The organism is Vibrio salinus, assembly GCF_021272385.1.
In the GTDB taxonomy this organism is placed as follows: Bacteria; Pseudomonadota; Gammaproteobacteria; order Enterobacterales; family Vibrionaceae; genus Vibrio; species Vibrio salinus.
Genome location: NZ_JAJSDZ010000008.1, coordinates 1 through 15,066, shown reverse-complemented (window position 1 = coordinate 15,066; position 15,066 = coordinate 1). Strand labels below are relative to the sequence as shown.

Annotated in this window: 4 tRNA genes, 7 rRNA genes, 1 pseudogene and 2 other annotated features; all 12 genes and pseudogenes read right to left on the bottom strand. The window is 48.6% G+C overall.

Annotated elements, in window-relative coordinates:
* Positions 1 to 673: 673 nt before the first annotated feature.
* A tRNA-Asp gene (locus LRQ06_RS08000) sits at positions 674 to 746 on the bottom strand.
* Positions 747 to 807: 61 nt separating this feature from the next.
* Positions 808 to 922 (bottom strand): 5S ribosomal RNA (gene rrf / locus LRQ06_RS07995).
* 86 nt (positions 923 to 1,008) lie between these two features.
* Positions 1,009 to 3,901 (bottom strand): 23S ribosomal RNA (locus LRQ06_RS07990).
* A gap of 277 nt (positions 3,902 to 4,178) precedes the next feature.
* Positions 4,179 to 4,254 (bottom strand) — tRNA-Ala (locus tag LRQ06_RS07985).
* A 35-nt stretch (positions 4,255 to 4,289) separates the two neighbouring features.
* Positions 4,290 to 4,366: transfer RNA gene (locus tag LRQ06_RS07980), tRNA-Ile, on the bottom strand.
* A gap of 65 nt (positions 4,367 to 4,431) precedes the next feature.
* Positions 4,432 to 5,974 (bottom strand): 16S ribosomal RNA (locus tag LRQ06_RS07975).
* A gap of 343 nt (positions 5,975 to 6,317) precedes the next feature.
* Positions 6,318 to 6,433: ribosomal RNA gene (gene rrf / locus LRQ06_RS07970) — 5S ribosomal RNA — on the bottom strand.
* An 86-nt stretch (positions 6,434 to 6,519) separates the two neighbouring features.
* A 23S ribosomal RNA gene (locus LRQ06_RS07965) occupies positions 6,520 to 9,409 on the bottom strand.
* 279 nt (positions 9,410 to 9,688) lie between these two features.
* A tRNA-Glu gene (locus LRQ06_RS07960) sits at positions 9,689 to 9,764 on the bottom strand.
* 102 nt (positions 9,765 to 9,866) lie between these two features.
* Positions 9,867 to 11,409, bottom strand: a 16S ribosomal RNA gene (locus LRQ06_RS07955).
* Between the two features lie 343 nt (positions 11,410 to 11,752).
* Positions 11,753 to 11,868, bottom strand: a 5S ribosomal RNA gene (gene rrf / locus LRQ06_RS07950).
* Together the 16S, 23S and 5S rRNA genes with 4 tRNA genes alongside form the textbook arrangement of a ribosomal RNA operon.
* Positions 11,869 to 11,967: 99 nt before the next feature.
* Positions 11,968 to 12,840 (bottom strand) — a sequence feature (23S ribosomal RNA rRNA prediction is too short).
* A 2-nt stretch (positions 12,841 to 12,842) separates the two neighbouring features.
* Positions 12,843 to 13,536, bottom strand: a sequence feature (most likely nonfunctional fraction of RNA operon).
* A 500-nt stretch (positions 13,537 to 14,036) separates the two neighbouring features.
* A pseudogene (fre, locus tag LRQ06_RS07945) lies at positions 14,037 to 14,750 on the bottom strand (NAD(P)H-flavin reductase).
* Between the last annotated feature and the right edge of the window lie 316 nt (positions 14,751 to 15,066).

The window sequence follows — 15,066 nt, the reverse complement described above, 5'->3', positions numbered from 1 at the left end:
CCAATTGCGGCACCCAAAGCCAGATTAACTTCAGAAGATATTGCGCAGTTACAAAAAAATGGCATAACAATGAGTTTTCTATCAGAGCAGGATAAAAAGAATTATTAGATAAGGTAAAAAATAAGTAAATTTGAAAGTTTAATACCGGACAATTCTGATCAATACTGTTGAGTAGTCCGATACTTTTTGTGACAGGTGAGTCTGATGATGATGGGGTATTCTCTCCAGAGTATTTCCACCCCCGACTCAATGGACCGTCCGGCAGTTCTACCGGGGTTTCTTCTGGACCATTCTGATATTCTTTACCTGTCCGTAAAAATCGCTTCTCATTAAAAGATGCTGTAAGCAAATCAGACCGCTAGATCTGTGCTGCTTATGCCATGTTGTAATCTCTCTTTCGTCTACCGGGATTAAGGTATAGTCCTACATCACAGTAGAATGCAATACTTTTTTATGGTTATTTCACTTGGCAATGTATATTTCTCTCATTGAGGTCTGAAATCCGCCTTTCAGTCCGATTATGTTATTTAATTACAACCATCAGACAGAAAAGACACAATAAACAAAGTGGCGGAAAGCCCGGAGAAGAGTATGGGAGTGCTGATGTGAAAATACAAGAACAACGCATAATGCAAAAAGCCCCGACCAGAAGGTCAGGGCTTAAAATCAAGTGCGGAGCGGACGGGACTCGAACCCGCGACCCCCGGCGTGACAGGCCGGTATTCTAACCAACTGAACTACGCTCCGCATTGGCTAGCTAAAGTGCTAATCTGTGTCATCAGAATCTCTGATAAACAGAAAATAAAAGCCTGGCGATGTCCTACTCTCACATGGGGAAACCCCACACTACCATCGGCGCTAATTCGTTTCACTTCTGAGTTCGGCATGGATCAGGTGGGTCCAAATCGCTATGGCCGCCAGGCAAATTCGTTAATTCAGAAAGCTGTCTTATTCTCAACCCACAACCAAGATTCTCTCTTGAGTCCGCCAAAACCTTTTCGGTGTTGTATGGTTAAGCCTCACGGGCAATTAGTACAGGTTAGCTCAACGCCTCACAACGCTTACACACCCTGCCTATCAACGTTCTGGTCTCGAACAACCCTTCAGGACACTTAAAGTGCCAGGGAAGACTCATCTCAGGGCTCGCTTCCCGCTTAGATGCTTTCAGCGGTTATCGATTCCGAACTTAGCTACCGGGCAATGCGATTGGCATCACAACCCGAACACCAGAGGTTCGTCCACTCCGGTCCTCTCGTACTAGGAGCAGCCCCCTTCAATCTTCCAACGCCCACGGCAGATAGGGACCGAACTGTCTCACGACGTTCTAAACCCAGCTCGCGTACCACTTTAAATGGCGAACAGCCATACCCTTGGGACCGACTTCAGCCCCAGGATGTGATGAGCCGACATCGAGGTGCCAAACACCGCCGTCGATATGAACTCTTGGGCGGTATCAGCCTGTTATCCCCGGAGTACCTTTTATCCGTTGAGCGATGGCCCTTCCATTCAGAGCCACCGGATCACTATGACCTGCTTTCGCACCTGCTCGAGCCGTCACTCTCGCAGTCAAGCGGGCTTATGCCATTACACTAACCTCACGATGTCCAACCGTGATTAGCCCACCTTCGTGCTCCTCCGTTACTCTTTGGGAGGAGACCGCCCCAGTCAAACTACCCACCACGGCACTGTCCTCATCCCCGATTAGGGGACCAAGTTAGAAACATCAAACATACAAGGGTGGTATTTCAAGGATGGCTCCACACAATCTGGCGACTGTGTTTCATAGCCTCCCACCTATCCTACACATGTAGGTCTCAATGTTCAGTGCCAAGCTGTAGTAAAGGTTCACGGGGGTCTTTCCGTCTAGCCGCGGGTACACTGCATCTTCACAGCGATTTCAATTTCACTGAGTCTCGGGTGGAGACAGCGTGGCCATCATTACGCCATTCGTGCAGGTCGGAACTTACCCGACAAGGAATTTCGCTACCTTAGGACCGTTATAGTTACGGCCGCCGTTTACCGGGGCTTCGATCAACCGCTTCGACCAAAGTCTAACAGCATCAATTAACCTTCCGGCACCGGGCAGGCGTCACACCGTATACGTCATCTTACGATTTTGCACAGTGCTGTGTTTTTAATAAACAGTTGCAGCCACCTGGTATCTGCGACTCCCGTCAGCTCCATCCGCAAGGGACTTCACCATCAGGAGCGTACCTTCTCCCGAAGTTACGGTACCATTTTGCCTAGTTCCTTCACCCGAGTTCTCTCAAGCGCCTTGGTATTCTCTACCCGACCACCTGTGTCGGTTTGGGGTACGATTCCTTACTGTCTGAAGCTTAGAGGCTTTTCCTGGAAGCATGGCATCAATGACTTCACCACCTTAGTGGCTCGACGTCGTGTCTCAGCCTTAAAAAGAGCCGGATTACCTGACTCTTAAGCCTACGCACTTGAACCTGGACAACCATCGCCAGGCTCATCTAGCCTTCTCCGTCCCCCCATCGCAACAGTAAGAAGTACGGGAATATTAACCCGTTTCCCATCGACTACGCTTTTCAGCCTCGCCTTAGGGGTCGACTTACCCTGCCCCGATTAACGTTGGACAGGAACCCTTGGTCTTCCGGCGTGGAGGTTTTTCACCCCCATTATCGTTACTCATGTCAGCATTCGCACTTCTGATACCTCCAGCGTGCGTTACCACACACCTTCAGCGGCTTACAGAACGCTCCCCTACCCAATACGATAAATCGCATTGCCGCAGCTTCGGTTTACAACTTAGCCCCGTTACATCTTCCGCGCAGGCCGACTCGACTAGTGAGCTATTACGCTTTCTTTAAATGATGGCTGCTTCTAAGCCAACATCCTAGCTGTCTGAGCCTTCCCACATCGTTTCCCACTTAGCTGTAATTTGGGACCTTAGCTGGCGGTCTGGGTTGTTTCCCTCTCCACGACGGACGTTAGCACCCGCCGTGTGTCTCCCGGATAGTACTTACTGGTATTCGGAGTTTGCAAAGGGTTGGTAAGTCGGGATGACCCCCTAGCCTTAACAGTGCTCTACCCCCAGTAGTATTCGTCCGAGGCGCTACCTAAATAGCTTTCGGGGAGAACCAGCTATCTCCGAGTTTGATTGGCCTTTCACCCCTAGCCACAGGTCATCCGCTAATTTTTCAACATTAGTCGGTTCGGTCCTCCAGTTGATGTTACTCAACCTTCAACCTGCCCATGGCTAGATCACTCGGTTTCGGGTCTATATCCAGAGACTAAACGCGCAGTTAACACTCGCTTTCGCTACGGCTCCCCTAATCGGTTAACCTTGCCACTGAATATAAGTCGCTGACCCATTATACAAAAGGTACGCAGTCACCTAACTAGTAGGCTCCTACTGCTTGTACGTACACGGTTTCAGGTTCTGTTTCACTCCCCTCACAGGGGTTCTTTTCGCCTTTCCCTCACGGTACTGGTTCACTATCGGTCAGTCAGGAGTATTTAGCCTTGGAGGATGGTCCCCCCATTTTCAAACAGGATATCACGTGTCCCGCCTTACTCGATTTCACTCATACAATGCCGTCAGTTACGGGGCTGTCACCCTGTATCGCGTGCCTTTCCAGACACTTCACCTGACACTGTATCAGCTTAAGGGCTACTCCGATTTCGCTCGCCGCTACTTTCGGAATCTCGGTTGATTTCTTTTCCTCGGGGTACTTAGATGTTTCAGTTCTCCCGGTTCGCCTCATTAAGCTATGTATTCACTTAATGATACTTACTGCTGTAAGTGGGTTTCCCCATTCGGAAATCTCAGATTCAGGTGGCTCTTACTGCCTCATCTGAGCTTATCGCAAGTTAGTACGTCCTTCATCGCCTCTGACTGCCAAGGCATCCACCATGTACGCTTAGTCACTTAACCATACAACCCGAAAAAGTTTCGGAATGTGGTCTTGTCACCAAGATTTGTCTGCCATTTTTATACATGCGGCAGACTATGATATTGCCGGACTCAATTTCCAAGAACACTTGATTGTGTTGGTCTTTCTTATACAAGAAAGTATTGAGAACTTTTACAAACAGTTTTGTTTAAAAACAAAACTGCTTTGTCAGCTTTCCAAATTGTTAAAGAGCGTGATTCATAAAGAACCATGTTTAACCATTCTCTTCCCATTCACAAAGAAAAGAACACTTAAAGATGGTGGAGCTATGCGGGATCGAACCGCAGACCTCCTGCGTGCAAGGCAGGCGCTCTCCCAGCTGAGCTATAGCCCCATCAGGTGTCGATACCGCTTCAATTCAATGTGAATTGGTGGGTCTGAGTGGACTTGAACCACCGACCTCTCGCTTATCAGGCGAACGCTCTAACCACCTGAGCTACAGACCCAGTATCGTCTCTTAATAACATAAACCTTCAATCTGTGTGAACACTCGACAATAATCATCATCGTGTAAGGAGGTGATCCAGCGCCAGGTTCCCCTAGCGCTACCTTGTTACGACTTCACCCCAGTCATGAACCACAAAGTGGCAAGCGTCCTCCCGAAGGTTAAACTACCTGCTTCTTTTGCAGCCCACTCCCATGGTGTGACGGGCGGTGTGTACAAGGCCCGGGAACGTATTCACCGTGGCATCCTGATCCACGATTACTAGCGATTCCGACTTCATGGAGTCGAGTTGCAGACTCCAATCCGGACTACGACGTACTTTTTGGGATTCGCTCACTTTCGCAAGTTGGCCGCCCTCTGTATACGCCATTGTAGCACGTGTGTAGCCCTACTCGTAAGGGCCATGATGACTTGACGTCGTCCCCACCTTCCTCCGGTTTATCACCGGCAGTCTCCCTGGAGTTCCCACCCGAAGTGCTGGCAAACAAGGATAAGGGTTGCGCTCGTTGCGGGACTTAACCCAACATTTCACAACACGAGCTGACGACAGCCATGCAGCACCTGTCTCAGAATTCCCGAAGGCACTCCTCTATCTCTAAAGGATTTTCTGGATGTCAAGAGTAGGTAAGGTTCTTCGCGTTGCATCGAATTAAACCACATGCTCCACCGCTTGTGCGGGCCCCCGTCAATTCATTTGAGTTTTAATCTTGCGACCGTACTCCCCAGGCGGTCTACTTAACGCGTTAGCTCCGAAAGCCACAGCTCAAGGCCGCAACCTCCAAGTAGACATCGTTTACGGCGTGGACTACCAGGGTATCTAATCCTGTTTGCTCCCCACGCTTTCGCATCTCAGTGTCAGGTATCTGTCCAGGGGGCCGCCTTCGCCACCGGTATTCCTTCAGATCTCTACGCATTTCACCGCTACACCTGAAATTCTACCCCCCTCTACAGTACTCTAGCCAACCAGTTTCAAATGCGATTCCGAGGTTAAGCCCCGGGCTTTCACATCTGACTTAATCAACCACCTACATGCGCTTTACGCCCAGTAATTCCGATTAACGCTCGCACCCTCCGTATTACCGCGGCTGCTGGCACGGAGTTAGCCGGTGCTTCTTCTGCAGCTAACGTCAAAATAACAGAGTATTAATCTGTCACCCTTCCTCACTGCTGAAAGTACTTTACAACCCGAAGGCCTTCTTCATACACGCGGCATGGCTGCATCAGGGTTTCCCCCATTGTGCAATATTCCCCACTGCTGCCTCCCGTAGGAGTCTGGACCGTGTCTCAGTTCCAGTGTGGCTGATCATCCTCTCAGACCAGCTAGAGATCGTCGCCTTGGTGAGCTCTTACCTCACCAACCAGCTAATCTCACTTAGGCGTATCCGGTAGCGCAAGGTCCGAAGAGCCCCCGCTTTGACCCATAGGTATTATGCGGTATTAGCCATCGTTTCCAATGGTTATCCCCCTCTACCGGGCAACTTCCTAAGCATTACTCACCCGTCCGCCGCTCGTCAGCAAGAAAGCAAGCTTTCTTCTGTTACCGCCCGACTTGCATGTGTTAGGCCTGCCGCCAGCGTTCAATCTGAGCCATGATCAAACTCTTCAATTAAAGTTTTTTGATGCCTTAGCATCGGCTCAATGAATACTGATAACATGCACTACTTTATCAAAAGTAATGTTATGTTGAATTGACTGTGCCAAACATTCATTCTAAAAAGAAATCCTGTTCGTTTTGGTCACTCGTATCATTGATAAAATCTTTTGGATGTTTATCCGACGAGTGCCCACACAGATTGATAGGTTTATATTGTTAAAGAGCTTTGCTTTCAGTGCGTTAGCACTTAAGCAGGACGCGTATAATACGCTACCCACTTTGAAAGTCAACATAAAACTCTAATCTTTTTTAAAGTCTTATGGTGACTTGCTTAAATCAATAAGCAAGCAAAATAAAAGCCTGGCGATGTCCTACTCTCACATGGGGAAACCCCACACTACCATCGGCGCTAATTCGTTTCACTTCTGAGTTCGGCATGGAGTCAGGTGGGTCCAAATCGCTATGGCCGCCAGGCAAATTCGTTAATTCAGAAAGCTGTCTTATTCTCAACCCACAACCAAGATTCTCTCTTGAGTCCGCCAAAACCTTTTCGGTGTTGTATGGTTAAGCCTCACGGGCAATTAGTACAGGTTAGCTCAACGCCTCACAACGCTTACACACCCTGCCTATCAACGTTCTGGTCTCGAACAACCCTTCAGGACACTTAAAGTGCCAGGGAAGACTCATCTCAGGGCTCGCTTCCCGCTTAGATGCTTTCAGCGGTTATCGATTCCGAACTTAGCTACCGGGCAATGCGATTGGCATCACAACCCGAACACCAGAGGTTCGTCCACTCCGGTCCTCTCGTACTAGGAGCAGCCCCCTTCAATCTTCCAACGCCCACGGCAGATAGGGACCGAACTGTCTCACGACGTTCTAAACCCAGCTCGCGTACCACTTTAAATGGCGAACAGCCATACCCTTGGGACCGACTTCAGCCCCAGGATGTGATGAGCCGACATCGAGGTGCCAAACACCGCCGTCGATATGAACTCTTGGGCGGTATCAGCCTGTTATCCCCGGAGTACCTTTTATCCGTTGAGCGATGGCCCTTCCATTCAGAGCCACCGGATCACTATGACCTGCTTTCGCACCTGCTCGAGCCGTCACTCTCGCAGTCAAGCGGGCTTATGCCATTACACTAACCTCACGATGTCCAACCGTGATTAGCCCACCTTCGTGCTCCTCCGTTACTCTTTGGGAGGAGACCGCCCCAGTCAAACTACCCACCAGGCACTGTCCTCATCCCCGATTAGGGGACCAAGTTAGAACATCAAACATACAAGGGTGGTATTTCAAGGATGGCTCCACACAATCTGGCGACTGTGTTTCATAGCCTCCCACCTATCCTACACATGTAGGCTCAATGTTCAGTGCCAAGCTGTAGTAAAGGTTCACGGGGTCTTTCCGTCTAGCCGCGGGTACACTGCATCTTCACAGCGATTTCAATTTCACTGAGTCTCGGGTGGAGACAGCGTGGCCATCATTACGCCATTCGTGCAGGTCGGAACTTACCCGACAAGGAATTTCGCTACCTTAGGACCGTTATAGTTACGGCCGCCGTTTACCGGGGCTTCGATCAACCGCTTCGACCAAAGTCTAACAGCATCAATTAACCTTCCGGCACCGGGCAGGCGTCACACCGTATACGTCATCTTACGATTTTGCACAGTGCTGTGTTTTTAATAAACAGTTGCAGCCACCTGGTATCTGCGACTCCCGTCAGCTCCATCCGCAAGGGACTTCACCATCAGGAGCGTACCTTCTCCCGAAGTTACGGTACCATTTTGCCTAGTTCCTTCACCCGAGTTCTCTCAAGCGCCTTGGTATTCTCTACCCGACCACCTGTGTCGGTTTGGGGTACGATTCCTTACTGTCTGAAGCTTAGAGGCTTTTCCTGGAAGCATGGCATCAATGACTTCACCACCTTAGTGGCTCGACGTCGTGTCTCAGCCTTAAAAAGAGCCGGATTTACCTGACTCTTAAGCCTACGCACTTGAACCTGGACAACCATCGCCAGGCTCATCTAGCCTTCTCCGTCCCCCCATCGCAACAGTAAGAAGTACGGGAATATTAACCCGTTTCCCATCGACTACGCTTTTCAGCCTCGCCTTAGGGGTCGACTTACCCTGCCCCGATTAACGTTGGACAGGAACCCTTGGTCTTCCGGCGTGGAGGTTTTTCACCCCCATTATCGTTACTCATGTCAGCATTCGCACTTCTGATACCTCCAGCGTGCGTTACCACACACCTTCAGCGGCTTACAGAACGCTCCCCTACCCAATACGATAAATCGCATTGCCGCAGCTTCGGTTTACAACTTAGCCCCGTTACATCTTCCGCGCAGGCCGACTCGACTAGTGAGCTATTACGCTTTCTTTAAATGATGGCTGCTTCTAAGCCAACATCCTAGCTGTCTGAGCCTTCCCACATCGTTTCCCACTTAGCTGTAATTTGGGACCTTAGCTGGCGGTCTGGGTTGTTTCCCTCTCCACGACGGACGTTAGCACCCGCCGTGTGTCTCCCGGATAGTACTTACTGGTATTCGGAGTTTGCAAAGGGTTGGTAAGTCGGGATGACCCCCTAGCCTTAACAGTGCTCTACCCCCAGTAGTATTCGTCCGAGGCGCTACCTAAATAGCTTTCGGGGAGAACCAGCTATCTCCGAGTTTGATTGGCCTTTCACCCCTAGCCACAGGTCATCCGCTAATTTTTCAACATTAGTCGGTTCGGTCCTCCAGTTGATGTTACTCAACCTTCAACCTGCCCATGGCTAGATCACTCGGTTTCGGGTCTATATCCAGAGACTAAACGCGCAGTTAACACTCGCTTTCGCTACGGCTCCCCTAATCGGTTAACCTTGCCACTGAATATAAGTCGCTGACCCATTATACAAAAGGTACGCAGTCACCTAACTAGTAGGCTCCTACTGCTTGTACGTACACGGTTTCAGGTTCTGTTTCACTCCCCTCACAGGGGTTCTTTTCGCCTTTCCCTCACGGTACTGGTTCACTATCGGTCAGTCAGGAGTATTTAGCCTTGGAGGATGGTCCCCCCATTTTCAAACAGGATATCACGTGTCCCGCCTTACTCGATTTCACTCATACAATGCCGTCAGTTACGGGGCTGTCACCCTGTATCGCGTGCCTTTCCAGACACTTCACCTGACACTGTATCAGCTTAAGGGCTACTCCGATTTCGCTCGCCGCTACTTTCGGAATCTCGGTTGATTTCTTTTCCTCGGGGTACTTAGATGTTTCAGTTCTCCCGGTTCGCCTCATTAAGCTATGTATTCACTTAATGATACTTACTGCTGTAAGTGGGTTTCCCCATTCGGAAATCTCAGATTCAGGTGGCTCTTACTGCCTCATCTGAGCTTATCGCAAGTTAGTACGTCCTTCATCGCCTCTGACTGCCAAGGCATCCACCATGTACGCTTAGTCACTTAACCATACAACCCGAAAAAGTTTCGGAATGTGGTCTTGTCACCAAGATTTGTCTGCCATTTTTATACATGCGGCAGACTATGATATTGCCGGACTCAATTTCCAAGAACACTTGATTGTGTTGGTCTTTCTTATACAAGAAAGTATTGAGAACTTTTACAAACAATTTTGTTTAAAAAAACAAAACTGCTTTGTCAGCTTTCCAAATTGTTAAAGAGCGTGATTCATAAAGAACCATGTTTAACCATTCTCTTCCCATTCATAAAGAAAAGAACACTTAAAGATGGTATCCCGTAGGGGAGTCGAACCCCTGTTACCGCCGTGAAAGGGCGGTGTCCTAGGCCTCTAGACGAACGGGACACAAAAAGTCTCTGCTCGCAATGAGGGCAGAGGTTTAACGGTGCTCTCGATAATGTAAACCGTATCAATCTGTGTGAACACTCGACAATAATCATCATCGTGTAAGGAGGTGATCCAGCGCCAGGTTCCCCTAGCGCTACCTTGTTACGACTTCACCCCAGTCATGAACCACAAAGTGGCAAGCGTCCTCCCGAAGGTTAAACTACCTGCTTCTTTTGCAGCCCACTCCCATGGTGTGACGGGCGGTGTGTACAAGGCCCGGGAACGTATTCACCGTGGCATTCTGATCCACGATTACTAGCGATTCCGACTTCATGGAGTCGAGTTGCAGACTCCAATCCGGACTACGACGTACTTTTTGGGATTCGCTCACTTTCGCAAGTTGGCCGCCCTCTGTATACGCCATTGTAGCACGTGTGTAGCCCTACTCGTAAGGGCCATGATGACTTGACGTCGTCCCCACCTTCCTCCGGTTTATCACCGGCAGTCTCCCTGGAGTTCCCACCCGAAGTGCTGGCAAACAAGGATAAGGGTTGCGCTCGTTGCGGGACTTAACCCAACATTTCACAACACGAGCTGACGACAGCCATGCAGCACCTGTCTCAGAATTCCCGAAGGCACTCCTCTATCTCTAAAGGATTTTCTGGATGTCAAGAGTAGGTAAGGTTCTTCGCGTTGCATCGAATTAAACCACATGCTCCACCGCTTGTGCGGGCCCCCGTCAATTCATTTGAGTTTTAATCTTGCGACCGTACTCCCCAGGCGGTCTACTTAACGCGTTAGCTCCGAAAGCCACAGCTCAAGGCCGCAACCTCCAAGTAGACATCGTTTACGGCGTGGACTACCAGGGTATCTAATCCTGTTTGCTCCCCACGCTTTCGCATCTCAGTGTCAGGTATCTGTCCAGGGGGCCGCCTTCGCCACCGGTATTCCTTCAGATCTCTACGCATTTCACCGCTACACCTGAAATTCTACCCCCCTCTACAGTACTCTAGCCAACCAGTTTCAAATGCGATTCCGAGGTTAAGCCCCGGGCTTTCACATCTGACTTAATCAACCACCTACATGCGCTTTACGCCCAGTAATTCCGATTAACGCTCGCACCCTCCGTATTACCGCGGCTGCTGGCACGGAGTTAGCCGGTGCTTCTTCTGCAGCTAACGTCAAAATAACAGAGTATTAATCTGTCACCCTTCCTCACTGCTGAAAGTACTTTACAACCCGAAGGCCTTCTTCATACACGCGGCATGGCTGCATCAGGGTTTCCCCCATTGTGCAATATTCCCCACTGCTGCCTCCCGTAGGAGTCTGGACCGTGTCTCAGTTCCAGTGTGGCTGATCATCCTCTCAGACCAGCTAGAGATCGTCGCCTTGGTGAGCTCTTACCTCACCAACCAGCTAATCTCACTTAGGCGTATCCGGTAGCGCAAGGTCCGAAGAGCCCCCGCTTTGACCCATAGGTATTATGCGGTATTAGCCATCGTTTCCAATGGTTATCCCCCTCTACCGGGCAACTTCCTAAGCATTACTCACCCGTCCGCCGCTCGTCAGCAAGAAAGCAAGCTTTCTTCTGTTACCGCCCGACTTGCATGTGTTAGGCCTGCCGCCAGCGTTCAATCTGAGCCATGATCAAACTCTTCAATTAAAGTTTTTTGATGCCTTAGCATCGGCTCAATGAATACTGATAACATGCACTACTTTATCAAAAGTAATGTTATGTTGAATTGACTGTGCCAAACATTCATTCTAAAAAGAAATCCTGTTCGTTTTGGTCACTCGTATCATTGATAAAATCTTTTGGATGTTTATCCGACGAGTGCCCACACAGATTGATAGGTTTATATTGTTAAAGAGCTTTGCTTTCAGTGCGTTAGCACTTAAGCAGGACGCGTATAATACGCTACCCACTTTGAAAGTCAACATAAAACTCTAATCTTTTTTAAAGTCTTATGGTGACTTGCTTAAATCAATAAGCAAGCAAAATAAAAGCCTGGCGATGTCCTACTCTCACATGGGGAAACCCCACACTACCATCGGCGCTAATTCGTTTCACTTCTGAGTTCGGCATGGAGTCAGGTGGGTCCAAATCGCTATGGCCGCCAGGCAAATTCGTTAATTCAGAAAGCTGTCTTATTCTCAACCCACAACCAAGATTCTCTCTTGAGTCCGCCAAAACCTTTTCGGTGTTGTATGGTTAAGCCTCACGGGCAATTAGTACAGGTTAGCTCAACGCCTCACAACGCTTACACACCCTGCCTATCAACGTTCTGGTCTCGAACAACCCTTCAGGACACTTAAAGTGCCAGGGAAGACTCATCTCAGGGCTCGCTTCCCGCTTAGATGCTTTCAGCGGTTATCGATTCCGAACTTAGCTACCGGGCAATGCGATTGGCATCACAACCCGAACACCAGAGGTTCGTCCACTCCGGTCCTCTCGTACTAGGAGCAGCCCCCTTCAATCTTCCAACGCCCACGGCAGATAGGGACCGAACTGTCTCACGACGTTCTAAACCCAGCTCGCGTACCACTTTAAATGGCGAACAGCCATACCCTTGGGACCGACTTCAGCCCCAGGATGTGATGAGCCGACATCGAGGTGCCAAACACCGCCGTCGATATGAACTCTTGGGCGGTATCAGCCTGTTATCCCCGGAGTACCTTTTATCCGTTGAGCGATGGCCCTTCCATTCAGAGCCACCGGATCACTATGACCTGCTTTCGCACCTGCTCGAGCCGTCACTCTCGCAGTCAAGCGGGCTTATGCCATTACACTAACCTCACGATGTCCAACCGTGATTAGCCCACCTTCGTGCTCCTCCGTTACTCTTTGGGAGGAGACCGCCCCAGTCAAACTACCCACCAGGCACTGTCCTCATCCCCGATTAGGGGACCAAGTTAGAACATCAAACATACAAGGGTGGTATTTCAAGGATGGCTCCACACAATCTGGCGACTGTGTTTCATAGCCTCCCACCTATCCTACACATGTAGGCTCAATGTTCAGTGCCAAGCTGTAGTAAAGGTTCACGGGGTCTTTCCGTCTAGCCGCGGGTACACTGCATCTTCACAGCGATTTCAATTTCACTGAGTCTCGGGTGGAGACAGCGTGGCCATCATTACGCCATTCGTGCAGGTCGGAACTTACCCGACAAGGAATTTCGCTACCTTAGGACCGTTATAGTTACGGCCGCCGTTTACCGGGGCTTCGATCAACCGCTTCGACCAAAGTCTAACAGCATCAATTAACCTTCCGGCACCGGGCAGGCGTCACACCGTATACGTCATCTTACGATTTTGCACAATAACAGTGTTTTTAATCTGTTCAGCCCTTCCTCACTCCCGAAAGCTTTACCATCCGAAGGCCTTCACCATACAGGGCGTACCTTCTCCCGAGTTTCCCCCATTGTGCCTATTCCCCACTGCTTCTCTCAAGCGCGTAGGATTCTCTACCGTGTCCAGTTCCGGTGTGGCTGATCATCCTCTCAGACCAGCTAGAGATCGTCGCCTTGGTGAGCTCTTACCTCACCAACCAGCTAATCTCACTTAGGCGTATCCGGTAGCGCAAGGTCCGAAGAGCCCCTGCTTTGACCCGTAGGTATTATGCGGTATTAGCCATCGTTTCCAATGGTTATCCCCCTCTACCGGGCAACTTCCTAAGCATTACTCACCCGTCCGCCGCTCGTCAGCAAGAAAGCAAGCTTTCTCCTGTTACCGCCCGACTTGCATGTGTTAGGCCTGCCGCCAGCGTTCAATCTGAGCCATGATCAAACTCTTCAATTAAAGTTTTTTTGATGCTTAGCATCGGCTCAATGAATACTGATAACATGCACTACTTTATTAAAAAGTAATGTTATGTTGAATTGACTGTGCCAAACATTCATTCTAAAAAAAAATCCTGTTCGTTTTGGTCACTCGTATCATTGATAAAATCTTTTGGATGTTTATCCGACGAGTGCCCACACAGATTGATAGGTTTATATTGTTAAAGAGCTTTTCTCCGGCTATTTTCACCAAAGAAGTGGAGGTGCATTTTATAGAGTTAACGGCAAGTGTCAAACACTTTTTGAAACTTCTCTATTGCCCGTCCTGATTGACTTCGCGAACTAATATTTTATTTTAGTTACCGTGTCAGTGAGGCGGCATTATAGGGACTCAATGAAGATGTGCAAGCACTTTCTTCATAAATCTGTAATATTTCATTTTTATGGTGAAAAAGAGGCAGAAGCCAGTAAGAATAAAGCATTTACACTAATTACTGGCTTATCATTAGGATCAAATAAAGGAGTAAGCGTCAGCGAACATCCTCTCACTTTTTGCGGATTTATTTTGGGTGAAACGCTCACGAGCAGCACCAGCCATTTCAAAACGCCCCGCCAGATAAATATCAAACTCTTCTAATGAAGAAAAATCGCTTTCAATAGCTTCAAGTACATTTCCCAATTTACCTGTCCAGTTTTCTTCAGCCTGCTCGATTACCGGAACAAACGAAATATTAGGATACTGAACATCTATATCATTAAGCTCATCTTTCGCATACAACTGACATGAATCTTTTGCTCCCAATACAAATAGATTGTCCTGTTAATCTGCCGGTCAATGCAATATTTCAAAATGGAACGGGTATAACTGAATCCTGTACCACCCGCAATTAAACATCACTGGTCTTTTGCTATCATCACGGAACCATGCATCACCGTGTGGTACATCGATGACAATCTCACTATTATTATTCAAAGCCAGCTTCATTGCCTCTACCACTTCAATAGCATAAGCATTATGTTCAGCGGCACCGATATGAAGCTCTAAGTCATCACCTTCATTACTCGGTGCATTCGCAATGAAAAAAGGCCGTTTATCCTTTTCGCCCATCACTATCATTAGATATTGCCCAGCCTGAAACTGTACCTTTTCTTCAGGGCTTAATAATATCTTATAGGTATTACATGCCAGTGGCGTTTTCGACTTTACTTTACATTTTATTGTCATCTATTTTTCTCTTACATTTATTCATAACAGGTAAGGATAAATGGAACCTCATAAAAAATAGCTTGCTGAGCATATAGCTATATTTCATGAGAACAATGAACCGGGCTAAAACTTCTGTTTTTGTTACCTGAATAACAATACAAATTATATCTACGGTAGTATGTTCAGTTCATCCCACAATTCATCTACTCTGCTAACGATTTTCGGATCTTTCCTGATAGGTGTTCCCCCAATCTCTTTGCGTTTCACCAAGCCTTTATGGGTGCATCTAATCCCATTTTAGACCCTAACCCAACAACCGGTGACGCAAAATCCA